Below are 25908 nucleotides of genomic sequence, written 5' to 3'. Positions count from 1 at the left end.
TTCGATCATGGCAGTCTTCCTTTCAGTTCAGCTGCGTTTGACTTGAACCCAATATGCGCCTTATAAATCAAGACGGCAAACGAGCTTTCTTTGGGTTTCAGTTAAGATTTTCTTGTGTATTTATGAGCGACTATCTTCCCCCGCTAACCGCCCTGCGCGCCTTTGACGCCGCAGCACGCCACATGTCCTTTGCCAAAGCCGCAGAGGAGTTGCGCGTGACCCCGGCAGCCCTGTCTTTCCAGATAAAATCACTGGAGGAACATCTGGGCCGGCCCTTGTTTCACCGCTTGAACCGCGCTGTTGAGCTGACCGAGGCCGGACGCGCCCTTGCCCCCGGCGCGGCCGATGGATTCGCCGCATTGCAGACGGCGTGGCAAGCTGCGCGCCGACAGGGCAACGATACCTCGCTGACCGTGACAGCAGGCCCGGCGCTGACAGCCAAGTGGCTGGCACCGCGCCTGTATGAATTTGCAAGGGCGCATCCCGAAATTGATCTCAAGTTCTCGGCAACATTGCGGATCATGGACCTTGAACGTGATGACGTGGATGTCGCCATTCGGTTTGGTTATGGTGGCGATGAAGGGCTGTATTCCCTACAAGTTCGCAAGGAATGGCTGACCCCGGTGATGACACCAGATCTGGCCGAGCAATTCCCCACCCCCGACAGCCTGCGGTATGCACCATTGATCTTCGACGATTCGATTGCGTTCCTGCAACTGCCCAGCGATTGGCCGACCTGGTTTCGCGCGGTCGGAGTGGATTATGCCCCAACGCATGGGGCGCATTTTTCGAACGCAGACCACGCAATTGATGCTGCGGTTGCGGGCGTGGGCGTGGTACTGGGTCGCCGGGCTATGATCTTGAAGGACCTTACCGAGGGGCGTCTTGTTGCCCCTTTCAAGACGGCTATCGAAACACAAGGCCGGTTTCGGTTTCTGTGCTTGCCAGGTGCAGAAGACAGACCCCAGATCGCCGCTTTCCGCGACTGGTTCATGGCCGAAATTGAAAAGACCGCGCATATCTCGGACGAATTCAACATTATTCCGGTAGAAGAAGTTCAAAGCCCATGACCAAATCGCGCGCTACAGCCATCGGGTTTGCCGCCGTCTTGCTGTGGTCGCTGCTCGCCTTGTTCACAGTCGGGTCATCCCCCACGCCGCCATTATTGCTGAATGCAATCTGCTTTTCTATTGGTGGAACACTTGGTCTGATCTGGACTTGGCGCAGCGGTGGGTTGCGGCAATTGCGGGACGTGCCGTGGACCACCTATCTGTTCGGCACCATCGGGTTGTTCGGCTATCACGCGCTATATTTCTCGGCCCTGCGCATAGCTCCGGCGGCCGAGGCTGGTTTGATCGCATATCTCTGGCCATTGCTCATTGTGCTGTTTTCCGGACTTTTACCGGGCGAACACCTGCGCATCGGACATTTGTTCGGCGCGTGCCTTGGGTTCGCAGGGGCCGCCGTGATCATTGCCAGGGGTGGCAGCACCGGGTTTCAGACCGACCACCTGCCAGGCTACGCGTTGGCCTTTTTATGCGCGCTGACATGGTCTGGATACTCGGTCCTGTCGCGTCGGCTGGGCGATACACCAACCAGCTCTGTCGCCGTTTTCTGCATTGCGACTGCCATCGCGTCCGCCGCGCTGCACCTAGCTGTCGAAGATACCGTCTGGCCTGACAGTGCCTTTGGCTGGGCGTCAGTGATCGCCCTAGGTCTGGGGCCGGTGGGGTTGGCGTTCTATGTCTGGGATATTGGGGTCAAGCAAGGCGACATACAACTCTTGGGGACGGCGTCGTACGCGGCACCCTTGTTGTCTACGCTAGCTTTGGTTGTGGCCGGGATCGCCGCCCCGACCTGGGGTCTGGCGATCGCGGCCCTTTTGATTACTGGCGGCGCGGCCATTGCCGCGCGGGCGAGTATGAAAACCTAGGCTGACAGGCGTTCGATCTCTTCTTTTAGCCTTAGTTTTTGTTTTTTGAGTTGAGCAATATGGAGATCATCGATGCCTGGCGCGCGTTGGGCTTGTTCAACTTCAAGACCGAGGTTTTCGTGCTTTTTCTTCAGTTCGGTCAGATGTGCGCTCACGCTCATGGCGATACTCCTTCGTTGGTGTCTCAGGTTCACGTAAGAAGTTGACCACATCGTTTCCAGCCTGTCACGCCGCAGACGCACAGAATCTGTAATAAATCCGACAAATTCGGCTGGTTAATGCCTATTGATCAGAAAACCCCGGCAGCGAGGCCCCTTTGCGCAATACGTCTGAGACCTTTGGCGTATAGCTTTCCCCATCACGTTCGTGCCGATCCCCATCGTGTAATACGACTGGCGCACGCAGCTGAAAATCGGCGCGCCCACCCTTTCTGGCCCGTAAAATTACCAATTCTGCCTTGCGACCGGCTCTGGCGGCCAGTGGCAGGATTTCCGCCGATCCCAACCGCCCTTCGCATGCCATCAATATGTCGGGAAGACGGTTGGCTTTCTGGATCATATGCAAGTACCCACGAGGCGCGAGGCGCTTGGCCGCGCAGTCAATCCATGTCTCCAAAGGCGTTTGCTCGCCCAACGCAATACTACGCCCGGTGTCATCGGCCGGGCTATGCGCGCCAGCGCGGTAATAAGGCGGGTTTGCGAGTACATGATCGAATTGCCGCTGTTTGAGCGTAGCTGGCAATGCACTGATATCGGCCTCGACTACCTCTAGCGGCGCGCCATTTTCCGCGGCGTTTCGGCGTGCCAATTCTGCATAGCTTGCCTGTAACTCGACCCCAACGGCCTGCAGACCCGGCACACGGGCCAGCAGGCACAGGATCGCGGCACCCGCGCCGCAGCCCAATTCCAGCACAGTGTGACCACGTGTCGCCGGGACCGCCGCTGCCAGCAGAACCGGGTCAACACCTGCACGATACCCTGCGCGTGGCTGACACAAACGCACACGCCCGCCCAGAAAGTCATTTTTGGTCAATTCACTATCGGAAAACAGGTTCATCTGCCCAGCGGGATTTCGTTGTCACGCATTACTCGTTCTGCGCGGGTCAGGTCGTCGGCTCGCACCATCAGGCGGCGCGGAAAGATTCCTATGCCTCCTTCGAGGATGCTCATATTTACGTCCATCTGAAAGCAGTCTATATCCTCGCCCTCAAGAAGGGCAGAAGCAAAGGCCAGAATCGTCGGATCGGTGCTGCGCAAAAGTTCTTTCATGGGGATGGATGTAAGGGCAAGGCAAGGCGGAAGTCGAGCCTTGTATCAGGAGAGTGATGAACATCGACACGATCTCGAAACCGCATGAGCGACTGGCAGAGATTCTGGACGGCGAAATGGACGCCGTAAACCAGTTGATCCGTACGCGCATGGCCTCGGAGCACGCACCGCGCATCCCCGAAGTGACAGCGCATCTGGTTGAAGCAGGCGGCAAGCGTCTGCGCCCAATGCTGACGCTGGCGGCGGCCCGGATGTTTGACTACCCGGGAGATCATCACGTGCGCCTGGCCGCGACAGTCGAATTTATTCATACCGCGACCCTGTTGCACGACGATGTCGTTGATGAAAGCGCCCAGCGGCGTGGCCGTCCCACAGCGAACCTGTTGTGGGACAACAAATCCAGCGTTCTGGTCGGCGATTACCTGTTTTCCCGCAGTTTCCAGCTGATGGTTGAGACCGGATCGCTGCGGGTGCTGGACATTCTGGCCAATGCCTCTGCCACCATCGCCGAGGGCGAAGTGTTGCAGATGACCGCTGCCACCGATCTGGGCACTACCGAGGCAATCTATTTGCAGGTCGTGCGCGGTAAGACCGCCGCGCTGTTCTCCGCTGCAACCGAGGTAGGCGGCGTGATTGCTGGCGCGGCTGAGGATCAGGTCAAGGCGCTATACGAATACGGCGATGCGCTGGGAATTGCGTTCCAAATTGCCGATGACCTGTTGGATTATCAGGGTGACAGCAAGGCAACCGGCAAGAATGTCGGCGACGACTTCCGCGAGCGCAAACTGACCTTGCCGGTCATCAAAGCCATCGCACAGGCCACCCCGGAGGAGCACGCCTTTTGGGAGCGTACAATTGGTCGAGGCCGTCAGGAAGACGGCGATCTGGACCATGCGCTGTGCCTGATGAACAAATACGGCACGCTGGACGCCACACGGTCGGATGCGTTTGGGTGGGCCGCCAAAGCCAAATCTGCGCTGGATGCACTGCCGGATCACGAGATCCGGTCGCTGCTGCGCGATCTGGCCGACTACGTGGTTTCGCGCCTCAATTAAGCTGCGTGGCGCGGCACCACCAATCGGGGTGCGCCGCGCCAATCTCGTAGGCTGCGAAATGGGCGGCTTTCATCGTCGGGTAGAGCGCAAAACAGGTCGAACCCGAACCTGACATCCGAGCCAGCAGAACATCTTTCGTATCCGACAGATCATCCAGCACCCGGGCAACCTCGGGTGCGATGCCCTTTGTCGGTGGCTCCAAGTCATTGCGTTGTTCCTGCACCCAATCCGCGCATGCCTTGGGCGTTTCAAAGACGGGGATATCATCGGGCATTGGCGGGTTGTCGCGGTTCTGCAAGGCAGAGAATACGGCGCCAGTTGGGACTTCGACACCAGGATTGACCAAAAGCGCGGGCAATTGCGGCAATGAGACCGGCTGCAACCGCTCGCCGATGCCCCGCATCCGGGTGGCGCTGGCAACCATGCAAACCGGCACATCCGCACCAAGGGTCAGGGCAGTTTCGCTGGGGATAGCCACACCCTGATCTGCGATCATGCGCAGTGTCGCCGCGGCATCGGACGATCCTCCGCCAATGCCGCCACCATGGGGCAGCACTTTGTTTAGGTTGATATGCCCTGTCCATCCAGCGGCGACGGCAGCTTTCCAGACCAGATTTCTGTCGTCCGCCGGGACGCCCTTGGCGTGTTCACCGGCGACTGACATCGACAGCTCTGGCCCCGGCGTGAATTCCAGCGTGTCACCGACATTCGCAAAAGCCACTAGAGAATCCAACAGGTGATACCCGCCGTCACGGCGGCCAGTTACATGCAGGGTCAGGTTGATCTTGGCGGGCGCGAAGGCCTTAGTTGCCATTGGCGACTTTCAGGGGGTCGGCGCCTTCTTCGGCCAAGACCGCGTCCAAGCCCACCTCAATCTTGCGACGAATGCGCTCGGGGTCGGCCTCACCATCCGTGTCGTCGGGATCAACAAAGGACAGAGCACGCTTCCACTGAAATTCAGCTTCGCGCGCGCGGCCCACGGCCCAATAGACATCACCCAGATGATCATTCACCACAGGATCAACCGGCATCAGTTCGACCGCACGCTCCATATGAGCGACAGCTTCGTCGTAGCGGCCCAATCGGAACAAGACCCATCCCAGACTGTCGACAATATAGCCGCTGTCGGGGCGCGCCGCGACAGCGCGTTCGATCATGTTCAGTGCTTCATCCAGCTTTTCCTGCCGTTCGACCAGCGAGTAGCCCAAATAGTTGAGAACCTGTGGCTGATCGGGGTTCAGTTCCAACGCGCGACGGAAATCGGCCTCAGCCGCTTCCCAGTGCTTGAGACGCTCATGTGAAATACCGCGGGCGTAATATAGAAACCAGTTGCCGCTGACACCCTGCTCGGTCAGTTCGATAGCAGTGTCATAGGTCCCAACCGCATCAACATAGTTTTCTTGCCGCCTTTGCAGATCAGCCAGGGCCACATGCACACTGGGCAGGCTGGGGCTTTGCGCCGCGAGGTTCTGGAGAACTTCGGCTGCTGCATCCGTTTTTCCCGAACGGCTCAGAACTTCGGCCCGGCCCAACTCGGCCGCGTGGTAATCGCTGCTGGTCGACGGCACCATGCGATAGGCTTCGACAGCCAGGTCATATTGTTCCAGTGCATCCAGCAATTCGGCACTTAGTAGGATTGCGTCCACGTGGTCCGGGCGCAGGAACGCGGCAATCCGGGCATAGAGAAGCACATAGTCCTGGGACGCCTCACTGCTGAGCGCGGCACCTACAGAAAAGAACACTTCAGCCATACCGTCCTGCGCCGACTGTATGTGCGTAAACGGCAACGTTTCACCCGCCTTCAAACGCGCCACGTAACCTTCGATGGATGGGTCGCTACCCGCCGCAAAAACGTCTTCCAGATATTGCAGGGCGTCTTCGTTGCGGTCCAGCTGCGACAGAACTTCGGTCCGGGCCAAGGCCGCGCGGCGCGAGAACCGCGACACCGCTCCGTTGTTTGCCGCAAAAATCTCTTCGGCCCCTTCGAAGTCACCAATCGACGCCAGCGCCAACGCCTTGTGGTAAAGCGCGAATTCCAGAAGCCCCTCCTGGGTGCCGACTTCGTCGAACTTTTCCATCGCTTTGGTCATGGCACCTTGCGCCACATAGACCCAACCCAGAACCAAGCCATCTACTAATGGCCCAACGCCTTGGGTTTCAGGATCACGAGCAAGCAGCTCATCCAGCTTTCCGTCGTCGATCAGGTTGGCCATGATGACCATCTTTGCCGCCTGACTTGGCAGTTCGAGCGCCTCAATTGACTGCGCAACCGGCAGCGCGCGCTCAATCTCACCCAATGCAAGACGCGCTACAACGACGTTTTCCAGAAGTTTGCCATTTTCAGGGTCGGCGCGCAGCGCCTGCGCATAATATTTCTCGGCAGAAATATAGTCGCTTTGATAAATCGCCTGACGTCCAGCCAGATACGACCCAGAGCCAGAATCCGACAGCGCCGGGAATGCAAATGACGAGGTTAACAGCGCGGCAAATGCCGCGCGACGAACGAGGGAAGCCACCAAAATCCTGCCTTGCTATCGTTGACTGGACAACAAGCTAGGGCTTTGACCGGAAAGAGGCAATGGCAGAGCCTTCACGACCCCGCCATTGCCCATGTTTTCGCTTACATGTTGGGGTAGTTCGGTCCATCCCCGCCCTGCGGCGTGGTCCAGGTGATGTTCTGGCTGGGGTCCTTGATGTCGCAGGTTTTGCAGTGGACGCAGTTCTGGAAGTTGATGACGAATCGCGCGCCATCTTCATCCTCGACCATCTCGTACACGCCTGCCGGGCAATAGCGCTGCGCCGGTTCATCGTATTTGGGCATGTTTACTTTGACCGGGATTTCCGGATCGGCCAGCTTCAGGTGGCAAGGCTGGCTTTCCTCATGGTTGGTCATCGCAAAGGACACGTTGGTCAGACGATCAAAGGACAGTTTGCCATCGGGCTTTGGATAATCGATGGGCTTGTGCTTGCTGGCCTCTTCGGTCGATTCAGCATCGTTCTTGCCGTGACCCAGCGTGCCCAGCAGCGAAAAGCCCAGCGTGTTGGTCCACATGTCCATGCCGCCCAACATCAGGCTGGCGGTCAGGCCGTATTTCGACCACAGCGGCTTGACGTTGCGCACCTTCTTCAGATCTGCGCCAATTGCACCTTCGCGCACGTCGGTTTCATAGGCGGTCAGTTCATCACCCGAACGTTCGGCCTTGATGGCGTCAAACGCCGCTTCAGCCGCCGCTTTGCCCGACAACATCGCGTTGTGGTTGCCCTTAATGCGCGGCACGTTGACCATGCCTGCGGAACAACCCAACAGAGCCACGCCCGGCGCAACCAGCTTGGGCATTGACTGATAACCACCCTCGGTGATGGCACGGGCGCCGTAAGCGACGCGCTTGCCGCCTTTCAGCAGCTCGGCCACCATCGGGTGGTGCTTAAAACGCTGGAATTCCATGTAGGGGTACAGGTGTGGGTTCTTGTAGTTCAGGTGAACCACGAAACCGACGTAGACCTGATTGTTTTCAAGATGATAGATGAACGACCCGCCGCCCGCGTTGCTGCCCAGCGGCCAACCCATCGTATGCGTGACCGAGCCTTCCTTGTGCTTGGCCGGGTCGATCTCCCAGATCTCTTTCATGCCCACGCCGTATTTCTGCACCTCTTTGCCAGCAGAGAGGTCATACTTGGCGATCACTTCCTTGGACAGCGAACCGCGCACACCTTCCGACAGGAAGACGTACTTGCCATGCAGTTCCATGCCAGGCTCGGTTTGCGGCCCGTATGATCCATCAGGCTCTAGGCCGAAGACACCGGCGACGACGCCTTTGACTTCGCCATTGTCGCCATAAACCAGTTCCGAACACGCCATGCCGGGGAAGATTTCCACGCCCAGCTCTTCCGCCTGTTCAGCCATCCAGCGGCAAACGTTACCCATCGAAACGATGTAGTTGCCGTGGTTGTTCATCAGCGGCGGCATTGGGAAGTTGGGAATGCGAATCTTGCCCGCCTCGCCCAGCATGTAGAAGTTATCTTCATGCACCGGCACGTTCAGCGGCGCGCCTTTTTCTTTCCAGTCCGGGATCAGTGCGTCCAGCCCGCAAGGGTCCAGAACCGCGCCCGACAGGATATGTGCGCCCACTTCCGAGCCCTTTTCCAGAACCACGACGTTCAGGTCGGCATCCAGCTGTTTCAGACGGATGGCCGCCGACAGGCCCGCGGGGCCTGCACCCACGATCACCACGTCGTATTCCATTGCTTCGCGTTCAATCTCGGCCATCGCGGGCTCCCTAGCTAACTTTCCGAATTGGCGCTTTCACTGCATGCTCTGCGCAATTTTGTTTCTCGGCTGATTACATGGTCGCAAACACCTTGGTCAATCAAAACACGGCGTAACTTTGCTGCAATGCGGCAGTTATGCCTCGGGTGAGTCTCCCATCAGGTACCTGGGACCGCTACCATGGGATTTTGCGCGGTCATCCGGGTTGTAGAGGGCGCATTTCGGCAGGCTGAGACACCCGCAGCCGATGCAGCCATCCAAATTGTCGCGCAAACGCGTCAGGGTATCGATTCGCTGGTCCAGATGGGCCCTCAGCCCTTTGCTGATGTCCTGCCAATCCTTCGGTGTTGGCGTGCGGTTTCCGGGCAGGCCAGACAGTACCTCGCGAATCTCGGGCAGAGTCAAACCGAACTGCTGTGCAATCATCACAAAACTCAGCCGTCTGATGTCTGCACGCTGATATCGCCGCTGCCCGCCCGCATTGCGCCAGGGTGATATCAGACCTTGCGCCTCATAGTACCGGATCGCCGAAACGGCCAAGCCTGTGCGCCGGGCCAACGCGCCAATTGCCAACCCTTCCGAAGCTGCCATCACATCCTCCTGAAAAATCTCTTGATCTAAAGTTAGGTTTAGGAATTATGGTGAGTCGGGACAAGCCTCAAAACACGAAGGAGATCCCATGATGGCGACACTTGAACACACCAATTTCACCGTTCGCGACCCGCAAGCTTCGGCTGCGTGGATGCACAAGGTATTTGGTTGGAAAACACGCTGGGAAGGCCCGGCAATTGCAGGCGGCTACACGGTCCACGTGGGCTCCAAGCACACCTATCTGGCGCTTTACGCGCCCAGCGATCCACAACCGTCCGGGGAAAGCAGCTATGACATCGTCGGCGGGCTGAACCATGTGGGTGTTCTGGTCGAAGACATCGACGCGATCGAGAAAAAGGTGATCGACGCCGGCTTCACGCCGAAGTCCCATGCTGATTACGAACCGGGTCGGCGGTTCTATTTCAATGACGACAATGACATCGAATTCGAAGTGATTAGCTACGATTAAGGTGTTCTGGGAAGCACCTGATAGAATCTTCATCGTCAATGCCCGGAGGGCGCGAAGCGCGGCAGGGTATTGGCGATTCAGGCTTTTCCCGATCACCATAGGCCGTAATCCGCGCGTTGCGCGACCAAGCCCCCTTGCAATTCACGCCTCATTTGGGTCAGGTATTCGACGACCCATCAATTCGCCCCGACGCTTGTCTCATGCGGCGGGGCGAAACAATTTATGCGTGGACGACAAGAACATGGAAAAGATTCCAATGACGCCTACGGGCAATGCCGCTCTCGCGGCGGAGCTGAAGAACCTCAAATCGGTCGAGCGCCCGGCGATCATCGAAGCTATTGCCACAGCGCGCGAGCTGGGCGACCTGAAGGAAAACGCCGAGTATCATTCGGCCCGCGAAAAGCAGGGCTTCATCGAAGGGCGCATCAAAGAGCTGGAAGGCATTCTGTCGCTGGCCGATGTGATCGACCCCGCCAAACTGAACGGCGCGATCAAATTTGGCGCAAAGGTCACCCTGGTGGATGAAGACACTGACGAGGAAAAGACCTGGCAGATTGTTGGCGAATACGAAGCCAACATTGAAAAAGGCCTGCTGAATATCAAATCCCCCATCGCGCGGGCATTGATCGGCAAGGAAGAAGGCGACAGTGTCGAAGTACGCACCCCCGGCGGTGTGCGGTCCTATGAAGTTCTAAGTATCGAGTATGCCTGACCGGAGCCTTGACCATGTCAGAGCCCAATCCCGAACAAGATCCCGAACGGCCAACCCCTTTGGGGATATATGACAAGCCTTCGCATCCTTCGGTAACCGAGATCGAGATCGTTGCCGTCGCGCTTAGCGTGGTTTGGCTGATCGTGTCGATTGTGTTTCTGGTGCTTCCCGACAAGGTCGATGGCGGCGGATTCGTCGTGACTCTGCTGGCTGTTTTCATGCCGGTGGCGATGATTTGGGTCGCCGCTATGGCTATGCGCGCCAGCCGCGTCATGCGCGAGGAAAGCGCCCGGCTGCAGACCGCAATAGATGCAATCCGTCAGGCTTACGTAATTCAGCAACAGCGCGCCGCCAGTTTGCAAGAACCCGGTGTCAGCAAAAAGCTGGACGAAATCGCCGAGACCGCCAAAAAAGCAGAAACCGCGCTGGCGACGTTTTCGTCGAAACGGACCGAGCCGGTTCGCGGCGAAGCATCAGTTGCCACAGGCGACCAGACATCTTTGGAACTGGGCACTCCGGCCGAAGATATCGCGCCGCCATTGACGACCGATACCTTCATTCGGGCGCTGAACTTTCCTGAAACACAGGATGACGCCGAAGGGTTCGATGCCCTCAGGCTGGCGCTACGGGATCGCAAGACCGCCCAACTGGTGCAGGCTTCGCAGGACGTGCTTACACTGCTGAGCCAGGAAGGCATCTATATGGACGATCTGCGCCCGGATATGGCGCGTCCCGAAATCTGGCGACAGTTCGCACAGGGCGCGCGCGGCCGCGCGGTTGCCGCGTTGGGCGGGATCAGGGACCGGTCTTCGCTGGCACTGACGGCAGCGCGGATGAAGCAGGACCCGATATTCCGGGACGCCGTGCATCATTTCCTACGCCGTTTTGATCACATGATCGTTGAATTTGAACCGGTTGCCAGCGACGCGGACCTGACTGCATTGGGCGACACACGAACCGCCCGCGCTTTCATGCTGCTTGGGCGCGTCGCGGGTACATTTGACTGATCACAACCCAAAGCTGCCATAAGGAATGAACCGCACCAGATCACCCGGCCTGATGTGACATGCGCCATCCTGAATCTCGACCAGCCCTTCGGCCCAGCTAAGGCCGCTGATACGACCCGATCCTTCCGATGCAAAAACCTCGACCTGACCGTCTCGGACACGGGCGCGCAAGTATTCGCGCCGCCCCGGTTTTTTTCGTTTTTCGAAACCAGCAGGCAAATTGAACGCCTGCGGTTCGGACCAGCCCTCGCCCGCCATCAGACCCAGTGCAGGTCGGGCAAAGATCAACGTACAGACTTTGGCTGCGACGGGATTACCCGGCAGGCCAAATACGGGCGTTTCGTTCCACATACCCAGCGCCAATGGGCGGCCGGGCTTTAGCGCAATGCGCCACTCCTGCATCGCACCGGCCTCTCGCAATAGGGCTGAGACATGATCTTCATCCCCGGCGGACGCGCCGCCGCTGGTCAGAATGACGTCGGCCTGTTCTGACGCCTTGTCCAGCCTGTCACGCAGATCTTCCCGGTCGTCGGACACGCGCCCCATATCCACCGGCTCATAGCCCAGTCGCGCGATCATCGACAACAGCATCGGACGGTTGGCGTCAAATATTTGGCCGGGTCCGGCAGAGTTTCCAGGCTCGACCAGCTCATCCCCGGTCGAGAGAACCGCAACGCGCAGCGTCTTGCGTACCGCGACCTCGGATATCCCGGTGGCCGACAAAAGGGCCAGGTCAGCAGGGGTCAATCTGCGCCCGGTAGGCAGAACCAAATCGCCCTCGGCCACGTCTTCGCCAGCTTTGCGGGCATTGGCGCCCTGTTTCAGCGGGCCGTGAAAGGCGATGTGACCATCCTGAACGGTCACGTCTTCTTCCAGTATGACCGTATCCACACCGGTAGGCAGCGCTGCGCCGGTCAACACGCGCAGTGCCTTGCCGTGTGGCACCGCGCCATCAAACGGAATACCAGCCGCAGCGCGCCCATCCTGCAGCGGCATCACTTGGGGACCCACGGGGGCGGCCCCGGAAAACCCATAACCATCCACGGCCGTGTTTGGCTGCGGTGGGTTTGAACGTTTCGCAAAAACGTCTTCTGCCAGTATCCGCCCCACAGCCTGCCCGATCAAAGCCGTTTCGACCAAAGTCACCACCGTCAACCGAGATCGCAACAAGGCCAGCGCGTCGTCCACTGGTGTCCAGTTGACCCCGGCAGGCAAGGCAAAACAATCATTTCGCAGGGGCGGAGGCGTGATGTTTGGCGGCGTCATAATCCGACCTCTTTCAAGATGAAATCCGCGACTGCGGCGGTGTTGTCCAGATCAAACACCGGAACCTGTACCTGCAGGGGCGTATCGCTGGCGACAGCGCGGATCGTACTGTTTTCCGGGGCCATCAACGCATTGCCGGCCTCGGCACGAAACGCTTCGACCTTGGGGTGGCTTTCTCGTTTGAAACCTTCGATCAGTACGAGATCGACCGGAAGCAGCCGAGCCAGAAGATCAGCCAAAGGCGGCTCAGGTGCCCCGCGCAGTTCTTGCATCACGGCAATACGCTTGCCGGATGCCAATAGCACCTCGGACGCACCGGCTTCTCGATGGCGGAAACTGTCGGTTCCGGGCTGGTCGACATCGACGGCGTGATGCGCGTGTTTGACTGTCGAAACCGTGAAGCCGCGCCCGGTAATCTCGGCCACTAATCGCTCCATTAGGCCGGTTTTGCCCGCGTTTTTCCAGCCGGTGACGCCGAAGACCCTCATGCCTGCTCCAGCAGCTTTTGCGCCCGCGCCAGATCGTCGGGCGTGTTGACGTTGAAGAAAGGATCGAATGGGTCCGCCGGGAACAGGGCCTCACGCCCGTCATGTTTGTCGGTCCACAGCACAACCTTGCGCAACCCGTCATTCAAGGCATCCCGCAGATCATCGCGCAGGGCGACAGGCCAGAGCCCAAATGTCGGATGCCTGTTGACCCGCTTGCCGCCGCCGGACTTTAGCGCTTCATCCCCGGTGCGCGGCGTGGTGGCCAGCACCAGAGGATGTGTTTGCCCTTGGGCAGCGTCGGTCAGCCGCGCCACAAGATCGCGTGGAAAAAACGGCGTATCAGCAGCGGCTGTGACTATGCTGTCGGCCCCTTGTTCAGCTGCCCAATCGAGCCCCGCCAGCACACCCGCCAGAGGCCCGGCGAAACCTTCAATCGTATCGGGCAGAACCGGCAGGTTCAGATCGGCGAACCGCTCGGGGTCGCCATTGGCGTTCAGCGCCAGACCGTCGACCTGCGGGCCAAACCGGTCAATGACATGAGACAGCAGGCTTTGGCCCCCGATCTGCAACAGACCCTTGTCGCCGCCGCCCATACGGGTGGCGAGGCCGCCTGCGAGGATTACGCCCAAAGGGGTGTTCATTGCTGCACCTTGTTGCTTGCGTCCAAGTGATCAATAGATCGCAACTTTGTAGAGCGAACTCAATTCAATTGGAACGCGGTAGGATGCAGATGATGCAGGACAAACAGCCACAGGATCAAAGTCCCGACCGCCAGGAACGAGGTCGCCGACACGACGTGAGCGGCGAGCTGCGGCTCCTGATCATAATGTTTGGCCAGCAAAAAGATGCTCTTTGCCGTGGGCGCTGCTGCAGAGACCGTCGCCGCAATGATCCAAAGCGGATCCAGCCCGATCAAATGCCCCGCAAGCAGCACGACCCCCGGAACAACGAGAAGTTTTACTACCGTCAAGAACAGGATCATCGGTCCAGTCTGAACAATCGTGCGAACACTTGTGGTAAACCCGATCGCAAACAGCGCAACAGCTGCAAGCGCCTGGCTCATAAGCTCTAAATAATCCGAAACGGCGTCGGAAAACCCAATACCTGTGAAAGAGTAAAGAACGCCCAACAACGTTGCCGCGATTATCGGGTTTTTCAAAACATTCAGAAGGATCTTGTAAATGGGTGTCTTGGCGCTTGCCTTGTGACCGGCCGAGGTCTCTAGAATGGTGGTCATGATCAACAGCAGAATGGCGACCACCAGATTTGCCAATACGGCCGGCAGCGCCCCCTTTGATCCAAAAATCGCATGGAGGATGGGCAGCGCAACCAACGCTGTGTTCGAGGCAACGCCAGCAAAGGCCAAAACGGTTGCTGATCCGACCTGAAAACTCGTCAGCGCCTTCAAACCGATGAACAGGACGGCAAAAAGAGCCAGTATCGTACCGCCATACGACACGTAGAAACCGTAGTTTAGAAGGTTCTCAAACTCCTCCTGACCAATCAGGTAAAACATGATGGCGGGGATCAGGACGTAAACGGCAAACTGCACCAGAGCTTCTGACGTGTCTTCACCCAGAAGATTCGTCCAAGAAAACACGTACCCCGTCAAGATCACCGCGAAGACCGGTGCAATTAAACTGATTAATTCCATAGCTTCCCTACGTGGCAACCATCCAAAATTCCACTCTGAGTTGCTCCACCTTAGTGTACATCTTCTGGAACTTGCAGAGTTTTCTCAGAACGACTGGTTACCCAACGGATTTCAGGACTGGGAACTTTTCCTTTTGTGTTTCTTATCTTCGACCGCCACAGTCGCCGGATCCACATCACGCATCAGTCGGTCCTCACCTGAAAGACATACAAAGCGCTGCCCACGCATCCGACCGATCAGTGTCAGTCCGACTTCGCGGGCAATCTCTACGCCCCATGCGGTGAAGCCCGATCGCGACGCCAGAACCGGGATGCCCATCATCGCGGTCTTGATCACCATTTCCGAGGTCAGACGTCCGGTGGTGTAGAGGATTTTGTCTTCAGCCCCCTCACCTTCGGACAGCATCCAGCCGGCGATCTTGTCGACAGCGTTGTGGCGGCCCACGTCTTCCATATAAACCAACGGGCGGTTCTCGTGACACAGCACTGTACCGTGGATCGCCCCAGCCTCAAGATACAGCGACGGGGTACGGTTGATCTTGGCCGCCAGATCATAGAGCCACGACGTGCGGACCGAGACCTGCGGCAGGCGCACGTTCTCCAATCCTTCCATCATGTCACCGAACACCGTGCCGACCGCACAGCCGCTGGTGCGGGTCTTTTTCTTCAATTTGTCCTCATACGAGGTCTCGCGCGCGGTGCGTACCACCACGGTTTCCAGATCTTCATCGTAATCGACGCGCGTGATGTCGTCATCGACCAGCAGCATCCCCTGATTGCGCAGGAACCCCAGCGCCAGATACTCGGGGTAGTCACCGATCGTCATCGCCGTCACGATCTCTTGCGAATTCAGGAAAATCGTCAGCGGGCGTTCCTCGACCACCGAGATCTGGCTGACTTCACCATTCTGGTCCACGCCTTCAACGGCGCGAGTCAGGCGGGGCGCACCGGGATCTGGGGCGATGATGTAGTCTGACTGGTTCTGTTCCGTGGCCAATTGCAACCCTTTCCCAAGACCGCTACTGCTGCGGGGATCACCATAGGATTTAGCCATGGCAGACACCACATCCAAGTCATACTTCTGGAAGGGTTTTCGCGACGGGACCCCGTTCATTTTTGTGGCGATCCCGTTTGGCACCCTGTTCGGCGTCTTCGCGACCGAGGCCGGGTTGAATATCGTGCAAACCATGGCGTTCACGTCCACTGTCTTTGCGGGTGCCGCGCAGTTTGCCGCGCTGCAATTGCTGCAGGATCAGACGCCGACGGCCATTATTCTTGTTTCTGCCCTGGCGGTGAACCTGCGGATGGCGATGTATTCAGCGTCACTGACGCCCTATCTGGGGGCTGCGCCGATGTGGCAGCGGGCATGTGCAGCCTACCTGACCGTCGATCAATCTTACGCCTGTTCAATCGTGCAGTTTGAAAAAGAACCCAGGATGACGGTGCCCCAGCGCATGGCTTATTTCGTGGGCTCGGTCACCCCCATCACGCCGCTATGGATATTTGCGACCTATCTGGGCGCGGTTCTTGGCACGCGCATTCCCGAAAGCTGGGCGCTGGACTTTGCCTTGCCGATTACATTTCTGGCAATGATCGGGCCGATGATGCGCACCCTGCCCCATGTGGTGGCTGCGCTGGTGGCCATTGTCGTTTCTTTGATGACCGCTGGCATCCCATACAATCTGGGCCTGCTGATTGCCGGATGTGCCGGCATGATGGCCGGCGCTCAGGCCGAATTGTTCGCCGAACGCAAAAAGGCCACACAATGACCCCTGTTGATCCGGTCACGATCTGGTCCATCATCATTGGACTTGCCATTGGCAGTTATAGTTTGCGGTTTGTCTTTATCGGCCTCGTCGGGGATCGTCCGATGCCTCCCTGGCTGTTGCGCCACTTGCGCTATACCGCTGTCGCCATCCTGCCAGCCCTGATTGCACCGCTGGTTGTTTGGCCAACCGCAACTGAAGGGCAGCCCGACATTCCACGGATGGCGGCCGCCGCGGTTGCGCTAAGCGTTGGAGTGATCACAAAGAATGTGCTGGCAGCAATCTTCAGCGGCGCCGCAACACTGTACGGGTTGCTGTACTTATTGGGTTGAGACCGTTTCCAGTTGGTTCAGTGCCGCATTGTTGGCGGCCAGACCTTTTTGCAGGTCGGCATCGTCGTTCTCACGATACTCCGTTGTCACAACACCCGGAAGCTGACCGAATTGATCCGACAGCTTGACCGGAAAAAAGGTCACGTCGATCTGTTCGAACCCCGGAACCTGCTTCAGCAGCGACGCGGTGGAATTCGCACAATAGGCACCTGCGACCGGACCGGATTGCTTGGCCAGCTGCAATGCGATCTCAGCCTGTTGCGGGCTGACTTGAATCGTCTGGATACGCGCATAATGTGTCTCGCGCGCGTGCGAGCTGCGATAGGCGCGCTCGACATTCGGGGTGATACCGTACAGTACGTCGTCCTTGATCGGAACCACATCTGCGCGGAAAGACCCCGCAGGATCAAAGATCACCCGCTCGCTGCCGCTGATCATCAACGAAGTATGGGCACCAGACCCGGTGCGCGTGCTGATCATCGTATACAGCGTCAGGGTCGAAGGCCCCGGATCACGATAGGATCGGGCAACGACCTCGGCCCGGTCGGCTTGCGGGCGCTGCGATCCCGTGCAGCCAGCAACAGTTGCTGCCAGCAGGCAGGCAATCAAAATCCGGATCAAGGTCAACCCCGTATTGGATTATGCGGCGAAGACCGCCAGGAACAGGCAAAGGAGGGCGATGGCAACCACACACCATGTGGTGGCTTTGACGAACCCATCAAAGGTTTTGGTTTGAACAGTGATATCCATTTCGCCGTGCTTGTGTTCAGCCATGAGTCTCAGAATCCTAATTCGCGTGTTTGAAATGTTGGATAATGGAAAATCCGGGGCCTGTCACCACGTCATTCGCGCGCAGGGGCCAAAGGTGGGAACACCGAGCACCCCGGATACCCAAAACCCCAACGCCAGGGCAGGCCCGAACAGGGGCCGCCGCCAAATCGGACCGCCGCGTACATCGCCTCGGCCGTGACAGAATGAGCAGTACGGATTTGTTCGGCCGTCATGTCATAGCGCTCGGCATATTCCTCGGCATGGTCTGTTCCATGCTGTTTGACGCAAGCACGCAAGGTGTCGTCCGCGGACAAGCGCGCGTCATAGCTGTCTTCGGCCCGCAAAGCGCCGCCCGCATGATGATAGGCGCGATCATGGGTCACACAGCAGTATTCCCACGGTGGGTGCGCCTCATACAGTCCCCGAAAGCTGGGAAATGTATCCGCCACAAAACGCCAGCTGGCCGAAAGACCACCCGAACAGCCATCCGTTTCAAACGGAGTCAACTCTGCGTTGCTGCGCTCTGCCATCAGGGACCGATGCGCGGGCAACTCAAAGCTGCGCATGACGTCTTGCGCGGAGGCTGGCGCGGCACTCAACAAAAGGATTGCTGCCAGTTTAAGGGCTTTCATCGCGCATCGCCTCAGTATCAAAGGACATGCCAAAGGTCGTCGCCAGCCATAGCAACAAACGCTCTGCCGGCCCCATTTCGGCGCGCACACGCAGAATTTCATTCGCCATCGCTGGTTGGTCCGTGATCAGCCCATCCACCCCCATCGACGCCATCGCCGACATTTGCAGCGGATCATTCACTGTCCAAACATAGATGTCCTTACCCGCCGCATGGACCGAATTGACCAAACCCGGCGTCGCCATCGCGGCGTTCACCGCAACAAAATCACCTTCGAGACCTGAGAGATTACCCACAGCAGTCGCGGCCAGAACTCCGGCGCGCCAGTCGGGGCGAATCGTCTTCATCTTTTGCACTGCCGGGTATTTCAGGGACATCGTTGCAATGTCGTCCTGCATGCCCAGCTCTTCGACCAGAGCGACAACCCGATTCTCAAGGTCTACGTCGTGGCCGTAGTATTTCAGTTCGATAATGACCTTGGCCTTGCCCTTCGCGGCCTCCAGCACGTCACGCAGCGTCGGCGTCCGCTCATCTGCGTATTCAGGGCCAAACCAGCTGCCGATGTCGATCTGATCGATATCCTCCATCGTAGCATCCCACACCTTGAGGTTAACACCGGCCAGTTTCATGAAATCACTGTCATGGGCGACGATGACCACGTCATCCGCAGTTTCCTGCACGTCGATCTCAACCCAGTCGGCCCCGTCCTCAATCGCCTTGAGAACCGAGGCCATCGTGTTTTCGGGCTTCAGCGCGGCAGCGCCGCGATGACCGATAACCTCTGCACGGTCCGGTGCCTGCACCCTTTCCAGAAGGTTCTGCCCGAACCATATCCCAACAAGAACGGCAACGATGGCGGCCCCAACAGCCGTGACCATTGTTCTGCGCAGGTTGCGCGGCTTTGGAGGGGTTGGTTCTGATGTCTGGATATCAAAGAACCCATCGAGCAGCACTGCCAGTGCGCCCAGAGCCGTGGCTGCCAATACCAGTCCGGCCAGTGACCAGATACCGGCGACGGCGAGGCTGTAAATCAGGGCCAATCTCAGGTTGGCTGCGCCTTGCAGCGGCACCAGTGCGAACAAAAGCCCGGCCACCCAGGCGATCACGGCAGCGATGACAAGGCGCACAGCCAGCCAGATGGCCAGCTCTATCTTGAGGCGTCCGCGCTTACCTTCCATCCGACTGGCGCTGATGCCAAACGCATGTCCGGGGTGAACGCCCTCGAACAAAACCAAATGCAACGACAAAGCCCAGGCTGACAGGCGTCGGATAAGCACCCAGGCCATAGCCAGCGCAACCGCCCCGATCAACACCACAGCCACCCAGAATGAGGGCGGGTGGAATGTCAGATAATAGTTGATGTCATATTCAGTCAGCGTCCACCACGCGATCACGGCAGAAACGATCGCAAAGGGCAGAACCAACAGCAAAACCCGCACAACAAAGCGCACGGCAAACCCGAACAGGGATGGAAGCCGCGACAGGATCAGCCTGATCGAAGAACTGCCAGCGCGCCATGGGTCCGGCTCTGCCATCCGCAGCGACCCGGCCATGACCGAGAAGACAAACACCTCGGCCAGTAGAAACAGGCTGAGAACCACAACGGCCGCAATAAACCCGGCAGGTGAGAGGATGAATGCAGCGATCGCCTGATCAGTCAGCGCCGTCTGGTTGGATAGCGATACGGCAAGATTCACCGTGATCGCCACGCCGGGCGCAATCAGCGCAACCAACAGCAGGCGCACAACAAGATAGATAGGCACAAATACACGGCGGCGGGCCCACGATCCTTTGTAGGCACTTGTAACGGCAGAGAAAGTGGTCACGTGAGGCCCCCTTGAATGGTGGACTCATTCAAGGCTGCGCAGACGTGAATTGCAAGTCAGGTGATCAGCTTTCTTCCAGATCCGCCGCCAGACGGAACCCGATCCGGTTGGCTGGTTTATCCTCAACCGATTTGGGCAGGGCCCGCAGCATCACGTTCAACTGGCTGACATGTTGTACAAGCTGAGTGCGCGCGCCGGTCGCATCGGACCCGTAAAAGGTGATGATATCGGGATCGAAATACCCCATCCCCTCGATCCGCATGACGCCTGCGTCGCCGCCGGTGAATCCCATCGCGACCTCTTGGTCGCCGGTCAGCGTCTTTTCGAAATTCTGGATATAGAGAATCAGCCGCTCATAAGCCCACTGCGCGGGGCTTTTCGTTTCGACCGGCTTTTGCAACGGGCCGGGCAGGTCTTTTGCGCCTGACTTTGCTTCGGGGTCGGAATGCACTTCGTAGCAGCGCGGCAAAGCTGCGGCTTCGGCGGCCTCGGCCGAGGTTTCGATCTGATCCTGCATGGCTTTACCCTTTGCGCTGAAACTCCCACGCCCCGTCCGCGCGGCGCGTCCGGGTGACAGCTCCAATGTGGTAAAGATGGTTCAGATGTGCAACCGCTTCGACCAGCGCAAGCCCATACTCGCCACCGCTGATCTGCCGTTTGAACAAGGGCATGAAACATTCGGCAGCGGTCTTGGGCAGGTCCAAATACTTTTCCAAACGATCCAATGCACTGTGGTGGTTGTCGATCAGTTGCCTCATCCGGATGGGCAGCCCGGTGAATGGCAGCTTGTGCCCGCCCAGCGCCAGATGATCGGGTCGCGCCAGCCCCTGAAGCCGTTCGCAGGCCTCAAGCCATTCCGCAACCGGATCCGCCAAAGGTTCGGTGACATAGACACCCAGATTGGGACTGATCGAACTGAGGATCTGATCGCCGGTGATCACCAGATTGTCGTTTCGGCTCCAGAACGTGGCGTGTTCGGGGGCATGGCCGTTGCCCATGTGGACATCCCAGTCGCGCCCACCCATGCGGATCACGCTACCTTGCTTGATCCGGGTGAACCCCAACGGCATCGGATAGACAGTGTCGCAATAGTTGAAGGGGCGCTCGGCCATCCGCTTGGCCAGAATGTCGGGTGCCATTCCTGCACTGCGGTAGTAGTCCTGCGTTTCCTGCGGCCAGCTTTCCTGAACGTCCAGCTGCAGCATCCGCGAAAACAGCCAGGCGGTGCGCGACGCCACCAGTTCCACACCATGCTCAGATTGAAACCAACCCGCATTGCCCACGTGATCGGGGTGATGGTGGGTCACGACCACCCGCTTGATGGGCTTGCCCGCCAACGGGCCTGCCATAAGCTTTTCCCAGATGCGTCGTGTTTTTTTCGACGACATTCCTGTGTCGATCACTGTCCAGCCGTCACCATCGTCCAGCGCATAAATGTTAACGTGATCCAGCGCCATGGGCAGCGGCAAACGCATCCACAGGACACCTTCGGCGATCTCGGACGCCTCGCCTTCGGCCGGAGGCTCAGACCAGGGATATCTGATCGCCAAAGGGGTATCACCGTCCATCAGACTACAAGCTCTTCAGCACTTAGACCGAACACATCGTCTGCGCCGGTCTGAGCCTGTACCAACAGCCCAGCGTATTCAGGCAACAGTGCATTGATATAATACCGGGCCAGTTTTAAGCGTGGGCCATTTGGTTCAGCCAAAGCAGATTTCAGGTGGTAATGCGCACCCAGTACACGGGCGAAGGCGTGCAGGTACGGCACCGCACCGGCAAATCTGTTGTTCATATCGGACTGCGCGACCATCCACTCGGTCGTTTCGCGCAGGCTTTCGGTGGCTTCCCAGACGGGGCCAGCCAGTTCGGGCATGGTCGCCCGGGCCTGTTCTGCATGATCTTCGATCTCATCCAGCAGGCGCGCGGCCGCCTCTCCGCCATCCATCATCTTGCGCGCCACCAAATCCATCGCCTGAATACCGTTGGTGCCCTCGTAGATCGCGGTCACGCGGACGTCGCGATAATACTGAGCCGCACCGGATTCCTCGATGAAGCCCATACCGCCATGGACCTGAACACCGGTCTCAGATACGCGCATTCCCGTCTCGGTGCCAAAAACCTTGCCAATCGGCGTCAAAAGAGCGGCACGTGACATCCAATCGGCGTCGCCCGTTGCGTTGGCCATATCGATGGCTGCGGCGTTGGCCAGCATAATCGCACGCGCAGCGAAAGTGTCAGCACGCATGCTCATCAACATCCGACGCACATCCGCGTGGTCGATAATGGTGCCCGAGGGGGTTTTGCCCTGTTTCCGCTCCAACGCATAGGCCAGCGCGTGCTGATAGGCACCTTCGGCTGCACCCACACCCTGACCACCGACGCCCAGACGCGCGTTGTTCATCATGGTGAACATCGCGGCCATGCCGCCATGTTCCTTGCCTACAAGCCAGCCTTTGGCACCGTCAAACTGCATCACGCAGGTTGGTGAGCCGTGCAGGCCCATCTTGTGCTCGACCGATACGACCTTCAGGTCATTGGCCACACCGGGATTGCCGTTCTCATCTGGCAGCAGTTTGGGCACCAGGAACAGCGAAATACCCTTGGTTCCGGGAACGCCATCGGGCAGGCGCGCAAGTACCAAATGGCAGACATTCTTAGCAAAATCGTTGTCACCCCATGAGATAAAGATCTTCTGCCCCGTGATGGCATATGTGCCGTCACCATTCGAGATCGCTTTTGATGTCAACGCCCCCACATCTGACCCAGCCTGCGGCTCGGTCAGGTTCATCGTCCCCGACCATTCACCCGCCATCATCTTAGGCAGATAGAGCGCCTTGAGCTCATCGCTGGCGTGATGTTCCAGAGCTTCGATCTGGCCCTGTGTCATCAGCGGCGCAAGTTGCAGCGAAAGGCAGGCGGCAGACATCATTTCATTCACGGCGGTGGTCAACGTCATCGGCAGACCCATGCCGCCATAATCCGGATCACCACTCATTCCGACCCAGCCGCCTTCGGCTATGGCTTTCCAGCAATCAGCATACCCGGTCGAGGTACGCAGCACGCCGTTTTCCAAGCGCGCGGGCTCAAGATCACCGGGGCGTTGCAGAGGGGCCATCACCTCTTCGCACAGTTTTCCGGCTTCGGTCAGAATGGCACTGACCACATCGTCGCTGGCTTCCGAGAATTTCTCGGTAGCAGCGATCTTGTCAAAATTGACCGCGTGGCGGAACAAGAATTCATAATCAGAGATTGGGGCGCGATATGGCATGTCTTCCCTCTGGGCTGTCTGATTGCGTTTACGCTGACGGGCTTGGAATTTCCACCGCCCACCTTTATGCATCTGGGTTCCACCGATTAGGTATCGGTCTAAATGCTATACGCAATCAAAACGCGGCGTCACCACCAATGATCCCCAACGGCACTCTGACATTAAACGCCGATCCTGCCGGAATCGCGCAGGCGGCAGACTTGCTGCGCCAGGGTCTTCTGGTGGCTTTCCCGACCGAGACGGTCTACGGCCTGGGCGGCGATGCCCGTAACGGAGAAGCAGTGGCAAGCATCTATGCCGCCAAGGGACGACCCAGTTTTAACCCGCTGATTGCGCATGTAGCTTCGGCCGAAGCTGCACGGCGTTTCGTGACATGGTCCGATAATGCCGAGGCTTTGGCGGCCGCGTTCTGGCCCGGGCCGCTGACTTTGGTGTTGCCGCTGCGGCCGGATCACGGGATATCCTCGCTGGTAACTGCCGGGCTAGACACGCTCGCGGTGCGGGTTCCAGCCCATCCTACGGCGCGCGCGTTGCTGTCCGAGTTTGACGGCCCGGTCGCCGCGCCTTCTGCCAACCCATCCGGACAAATCAGCCCAACAACCGCCGCGCACGTCCTGTCCGGGTTGAATGGGCGCATTGCCGCGGTGCTGGATGACGGCCCATGCGGGGTCGGGTTGGAAAGCACCATTGTGGGTCTAGCGGGCGAGCCTGCCCTTTTGCGCCCCGGCGGTGTTGCGCTGGAACAGATCGAGGTGGTTCTGAAGACTCAGTTGCACCACCACCAACCGGGTGATGCGCTGAACGCGCCCGGTCAGTTGCAATCGCATTATGCGCCGGATGCGCCCGTCCGTCTGAACGCCGGCACCGCCCAAGGCGACGAAGTTCTGCTGGGGTTTGGCGCGGTAGACTGCGATCTGAACCTGTCAGCGAAAGGTGATCTTGCCGAGGCCGCTGCCAACCTGTTCGCCGCGCTGCACAGCCTGAACGACACCGGCAGACCAATTGCTGTGACGCCCATTCCGATACATGGTTTGGGTGCGGCCATTAACGACCGTCTGCGCCGCGCTGCGGCCCCGCGTAACGGCTGATCAGGCGCGCCCGGACTCGGCTGACAGGATCAAGGGGTCAACGCCCAAAGTCGCAAGCGCACCTCCCCATTTTTCATCGTCGGCTACATCGAAGACCAGCTTGGACGACGCCTCGGTCGTGAGCCAGCCGTTCATCGCAATCTCATCCTCAAGCTGACCGGGCCCCCAGCCTGAATAGCCTAGCACCAAAGTGGAGTTCAAAGGCCCGCGCCCCGAGGCAAGATCCTCGAGGATATCCAGCGTTGCGGTCATGCTGAACTCATCCGTGATGTGCATGGAATGCAAGTTCGCCTCGTAATCCGAGCTATGCAGGACAAAACCACGCGACATCTCAACCGGGCCGCCGAAATGGACCAAACGTTCACCCACGACCGGAATCCGGCAAGGGATGTTGAGCTGACTCAACAGAGTTTTCAGCCGCAAGTCCGAAGGTTTGTTGATAATCAACCCCATAGCACCATCTTCACCATGGCTGCACAGATACACCACTGAATGGTCAAAACGCGGATCGCCCATGCCGGGCATCGCAATCAACAGTTTTCCGGTAAGATCCATGGGCCGACATCTCTTAGCAGGTCTGTTTCAACAATGACCTTTGGTCACCCGGAATGGCAAGGGATCAGAGCACATTTCCGCAGATTTCATCCCAGTGACCGGAACGTGACTTGGAATCTGCGCCGCAACCGCGCATTTATGAACCATGAGCGTTAAAAAGATATTTCCGGCGATCGCCCTTACCATCGGCGTGGCCTTACCTGCGACAGCGCAGGTAAAAGGCCCTGTTGCTGAGTTGGACATTCTGGACGGCGGACGTACAGCGAAGGGTACATATTTGAGCGCCGTGCGCGTGACGCTGAAAGACGGTTGGAAAACCTATTGGCGTGCGCCGGGGGATGCCGGGATCCCGCCGGAGTTCAACTGGAACCGCTCGGACAATGTTGGCGAAGTGTCGATTACGTGGCCCGCACCGGATGTCTTTGACCAGAACGGGCTGCAATCGATTGGCTATGAAAACCAACTGGTTCTGCCGGTCGAGATCACGCCGAAAAACCCGGCGCGGCCCGTACGGCTGCAAGGAACAATGGATCTCGGCGTCTGCAAGGATGTCTGTATCCCCGAACAACTGGAATTCGACCATACTCTGGACGCAGAAGCCGGGCGCAACCCGACCATCGCCGCAGCGCTTGCCCAGAGACCCTTTTCTGAACGAGAAGCCAACGTGGCCCAGGCAAGCTGTCACCTGTCGCCAACAGCCGACGGGATGCAGATCGAGGCACGGGTGACAATGCCTTCTGCCGGCGGGCGCGAGGTTGCGGTGATTGAGCCGGGGAACCCTGCGTTGTGGGCATCGCAGACCGAGACGACGCGGACCGGGAATACTCTGATCGCAACCTCTGAGGTGATCAACGCAACAGGCGGGCCATTTGCGCTGGATCGGTCGGAAATTCGGATCACCGTGTTGGGTGCAAATCACGCGGTCGACATTCGGGGATGCAGCGCAGGCTGAGCCCGGT

At 58.6% G+C, this 25908-nt stretch carries 30 protein-coding genes; 10 read left to right on the top strand and 20 right to left on the bottom strand.

Annotated elements, in window-relative coordinates:
• Window positions 1-122: 122 nt before the first annotated feature.
• On the top strand, window positions 123-1070 hold the full coding sequence (locus AC2FFP_RS10940; RefSeq protein WP_496881027.1) for a transcriptional regulator GcvA: 948 nt from the start codon (window positions 123-125) through the stop codon (window positions 1068-1070).
• The gene (gene yddG, locus AC2FFP_RS10935) at window positions 1067-1933 is read left to right on the top strand and encodes an aromatic amino acid exporter YddG (protein WP_496844539.1); all 867 of its coding nucleotides are present in this window, start codon (window positions 1067-1069) and stop codon (window positions 1931-1933) included. Before AC2FFP_RS10940 ends, yddG begins: the two co-directional genes overlap by 4 nt.
• Here yddG and AC2FFP_RS10930 read toward each other — a convergent pair.
• From AC2FFP_RS10930 to AC2FFP_RS10920, 3 genes are all read right to left on the bottom strand, one after another.
• Window positions 1930-2094 carry a YdcH family protein gene (locus tag AC2FFP_RS10930; RefSeq protein WP_282152494.1) on the bottom strand — a complete coding sequence of 55 codons (165 nt, stop codon included), beginning with the start codon at window positions 2092-2094 and terminating at the stop codon, window positions 1930-1932. The two genes, yddG and AC2FFP_RS10930, sit on opposite strands and share 4 nt — an antisense overlap.
• Before the next feature lie 121 nt (window positions 2095-2215).
• The gene (locus AC2FFP_RS10925) at window positions 2216-2989 is read right to left on the bottom strand and encodes a tRNA1(Val) (adenine(37)-N6)-methyltransferase (protein WP_496844538.1); all 774 of its coding nucleotides are present in this window, start codon (window positions 2987-2989) and stop codon (window positions 2216-2218) included.
• Window positions 2986-3201, bottom strand: a complete 216-nt coding sequence (locus AC2FFP_RS10920; protein WP_037316655.1) for a putative signal transducing protein — start codon at window positions 3199-3201, stop codon at window positions 2986-2988. Before AC2FFP_RS10920 ends, AC2FFP_RS10925 begins: the two co-directional genes overlap by 4 nt.
• A gap of 56 nt (window positions 3202-3257) precedes the next feature.
• Between AC2FFP_RS10920 and AC2FFP_RS10915 the strand changes: the two genes are divergently transcribed.
• Window positions 3258-4256: a polyprenyl synthetase family protein gene (locus AC2FFP_RS10915; RefSeq protein ID WP_496844537.1), complete on the top strand. Its 999-nt coding sequence runs from the start codon at window positions 3258-3260 to the stop codon at window positions 4254-4256.
• Here AC2FFP_RS10915 and AC2FFP_RS10910 read toward each other — a convergent pair.
• The 4 genes from AC2FFP_RS10910 to soxR all read right to left on the bottom strand — a co-directional run bounded on the left by AC2FFP_RS10910 (window position 4249) and on the right by soxR (window position 9114).
• Complete coding sequence (locus AC2FFP_RS10910) at window positions 4249-5070, bottom strand: 4-(cytidine 5'-diphospho)-2-C-methyl-D-erythritol kinase (protein ID WP_496738886.1); 822 nt, start codon at window positions 5068-5070, stop codon at window positions 4249-4251. The genes AC2FFP_RS10915 and AC2FFP_RS10910 overlap by 8 nt on opposite strands.
• Complete coding sequence (locus AC2FFP_RS10905; protein ID WP_496767591.1) at window positions 5060-6772, bottom strand: tetratricopeptide repeat protein; 1713 nt, start codon at window positions 6770-6772, stop codon at window positions 5060-5062. The genes AC2FFP_RS10910 and AC2FFP_RS10905 overlap by 11 nt, the downstream gene beginning before the upstream one ends.
• A 104-nt stretch (window positions 6773-6876) precedes the next feature.
• A complete protein-coding gene (locus AC2FFP_RS10900) occupies window positions 6877-8523 on the bottom strand; it encodes an electron transfer flavoprotein-ubiquinone oxidoreductase (RefSeq protein WP_282152499.1) in 1647 nt (548 codons plus the stop codon).
• A gap of 135 nt (window positions 8524-8658) precedes the next feature.
• Window positions 8659-9114, bottom strand: coding sequence for a redox-sensitive transcriptional activator SoxR (soxR, locus tag AC2FFP_RS10895; RefSeq protein WP_496767593.1), 456 nt, complete (start codon window positions 9112-9114; stop codon window positions 8659-8661).
• Between the two features lie 88 nt (window positions 9115-9202).
• Here soxR and AC2FFP_RS10890 point away from each other — a divergent pair, with 88 nt between their 5' ends.
• The 3 genes from AC2FFP_RS10890 (at window position 9203) to AC2FFP_RS10880 (ending at window position 11302) form a co-directional block, all read left to right on the top strand.
• A complete protein-coding gene (locus AC2FFP_RS10890; protein WP_282152501.1) occupies window positions 9203-9583 on the top strand; it encodes a VOC family protein in 381 nt (126 codons plus the stop codon).
• A gap of 241 nt (window positions 9584-9824) precedes the next feature.
• A complete protein-coding gene (gene greA, locus AC2FFP_RS10885; RefSeq protein WP_496767595.1) occupies window positions 9825-10295 on the top strand; it encodes a transcription elongation factor GreA in 471 nt (156 codons plus the stop codon).
• 14 nt (window positions 10296-10309) lie between these two features.
• A complete protein-coding gene (locus AC2FFP_RS10880) occupies window positions 10310-11302 on the top strand; it encodes a hypothetical protein (RefSeq protein WP_058273571.1) in 993 nt (330 codons plus the stop codon).
• On the opposite strand, the gene AC2FFP_RS10875 is transcribed toward AC2FFP_RS10880, so the two are convergent.
• From AC2FFP_RS10875 to AC2FFP_RS10855, 5 genes are all read right to left on the bottom strand, one after another.
• Window positions 11303-12568: a molybdopterin-binding protein gene (locus tag AC2FFP_RS10875; RefSeq protein ID WP_496881026.1), complete on the bottom strand. Its 1266-nt coding sequence runs from the start codon at window positions 12566-12568 to the stop codon at window positions 11303-11305. It abuts the gene before it with no gap.
• The gene (mobB, locus tag AC2FFP_RS10870) at window positions 12565-13056 is read right to left on the bottom strand and encodes a molybdopterin-guanine dinucleotide biosynthesis protein B (RefSeq protein ID WP_496767601.1); all 492 of its coding nucleotides are present in this window, start codon (window positions 13054-13056) and stop codon (window positions 12565-12567) included. The genes AC2FFP_RS10875 and mobB overlap by 4 nt, the downstream gene beginning before the upstream one ends.
• A complete protein-coding gene (gene mobA, locus AC2FFP_RS10865) occupies window positions 13053-13697 on the bottom strand; it encodes a molybdenum cofactor guanylyltransferase MobA (protein ID WP_496725796.1) in 645 nt (214 codons plus the stop codon). Before mobA ends, mobB begins: the two co-directional genes overlap by 4 nt.
• Window positions 13698-13756: 59 nt before the next feature.
• Window positions 13757-14710 (bottom strand): AEC family transporter, encoded by a 954-nt coding sequence (locus AC2FFP_RS10860; protein ID WP_496844533.1) that lies wholly within the window; start codon window positions 14708-14710, stop codon window positions 13757-13759.
• Window positions 14711-14821: 111 nt separating this feature from the next.
• A complete protein-coding gene (locus AC2FFP_RS10855; protein WP_496767605.1) occupies window positions 14822-15763 on the bottom strand; it encodes a formate dehydrogenase accessory sulfurtransferase FdhD in 942 nt (313 codons plus the stop codon).
• Between AC2FFP_RS10855 and AC2FFP_RS10850 the strand changes: the two genes are divergently transcribed.
• Together AC2FFP_RS10850 and AC2FFP_RS10845 are read left to right on the top strand one after the other, a co-directional pair.
• Window positions 15762-16478, top strand: coding sequence for an AzlC family ABC transporter permease (locus AC2FFP_RS10850; RefSeq protein ID WP_496767607.1), 717 nt, complete (start codon window positions 15762-15764; stop codon window positions 16476-16478). The genes AC2FFP_RS10855 and AC2FFP_RS10850 overlap by 2 nt on opposite strands.
• Complete coding sequence (locus AC2FFP_RS10845) at window positions 16475-16807, top strand: AzlD domain-containing protein (protein ID WP_058273577.1); 333 nt, start codon at window positions 16475-16477, stop codon at window positions 16805-16807. The genes AC2FFP_RS10850 and AC2FFP_RS10845 overlap by 4 nt, the downstream gene beginning before the upstream one ends.
• Here AC2FFP_RS10845 and AC2FFP_RS10840 read toward each other — a convergent pair.
• The 7 genes from AC2FFP_RS10840 to AC2FFP_RS10810 form a co-directional block, all read right to left on the bottom strand.
• On the bottom strand, window positions 16796-17428 hold the full coding sequence (locus AC2FFP_RS10840) for a hypothetical protein (protein WP_472722817.1): 633 nt from the start codon (window positions 17426-17428) through the stop codon (window positions 16796-16798). The genes AC2FFP_RS10845 and AC2FFP_RS10840 overlap by 12 nt on opposite strands.
• A gap of 18 nt (window positions 17429-17446) precedes the next feature.
• The gene (locus AC2FFP_RS10835) at window positions 17447-17581 is read right to left on the bottom strand and encodes an aa3-type cytochrome c oxidase subunit IV (protein ID WP_058273578.1); all 135 of its coding nucleotides are present in this window, start codon (window positions 17579-17581) and stop codon (window positions 17447-17449) included.
• A 68-nt stretch (window positions 17582-17649) separates the two neighbouring features.
• Window positions 17650-18210, bottom strand: coding sequence for a hypothetical protein (locus tag AC2FFP_RS10830; protein WP_496767609.1), 561 nt, complete (start codon window positions 18208-18210; stop codon window positions 17650-17652).
• Complete coding sequence (locus AC2FFP_RS10825; RefSeq protein ID WP_496881025.1) at window positions 18197-20035, bottom strand: glycerophosphodiester phosphodiesterase; 1839 nt, start codon at window positions 20033-20035, stop codon at window positions 18197-18199. The genes AC2FFP_RS10830 and AC2FFP_RS10825 overlap by 14 nt, the downstream gene beginning before the upstream one ends.
• 64 nt (window positions 20036-20099) lie before the next feature.
• Entirely contained in the window at window positions 20100-20552 is a 453-nt protein-coding gene (locus AC2FFP_RS10820) for a DUF6173 family protein (RefSeq protein WP_058273581.1), read from the bottom strand.
• A gap of 4 nt (window positions 20553-20556) precedes the next feature.
• Entirely contained in the window at window positions 20557-21603 is a 1047-nt protein-coding gene (locus tag AC2FFP_RS10815) for an MBL fold metallo-hydrolase (RefSeq protein ID WP_496881024.1), read from the bottom strand.
• Window positions 21603-23306 carry an acyl-CoA dehydrogenase family protein gene (locus tag AC2FFP_RS10810; RefSeq protein WP_496767617.1) on the bottom strand — a complete coding sequence of 568 codons (1704 nt, stop codon included), beginning with the start codon at window positions 23304-23306 and terminating at the stop codon, window positions 21603-21605. The genes AC2FFP_RS10815 and AC2FFP_RS10810 overlap by 1 nt, the downstream gene beginning before the upstream one ends.
• Before the next feature lie 137 nt (window positions 23307-23443).
• Between AC2FFP_RS10810 and AC2FFP_RS10805 the strand changes: the two genes are divergently transcribed.
• The gene (locus tag AC2FFP_RS10805; RefSeq protein ID WP_496767619.1) at window positions 23444-24394 is read left to right on the top strand and encodes an L-threonylcarbamoyladenylate synthase; all 951 of its coding nucleotides are present in this window, start codon (window positions 23444-23446) and stop codon (window positions 24392-24394) included.
• Here the strand turns inward: AC2FFP_RS10805 and AC2FFP_RS10800 are convergent, their stop codons facing one another.
• Window positions 24395-24949 (bottom strand): YqgE/AlgH family protein, encoded by a 555-nt coding sequence (locus AC2FFP_RS10800; RefSeq protein WP_109312945.1) that lies wholly within the window; start codon window positions 24947-24949, stop codon window positions 24395-24397.
• A gap of 145 nt (window positions 24950-25094) precedes the next feature.
• Here AC2FFP_RS10800 and AC2FFP_RS10795 point away from each other — a divergent pair, with 145 nt between their 5' ends.
• Window positions 25095-25901: a protein-disulfide reductase DsbD domain-containing protein gene (locus AC2FFP_RS10795; protein WP_496767621.1), complete on the top strand. Its 807-nt coding sequence runs from the start codon at window positions 25095-25097 to the stop codon at window positions 25899-25901.
• Window positions 25902-25908: the final 7 nt, after the last annotated feature.

Source organism: Ruegeria sp. YTSC004, assembly GCF_059609805.1.
This window is presented reverse-complemented; position numbering and strand designations above follow the sequence as displayed.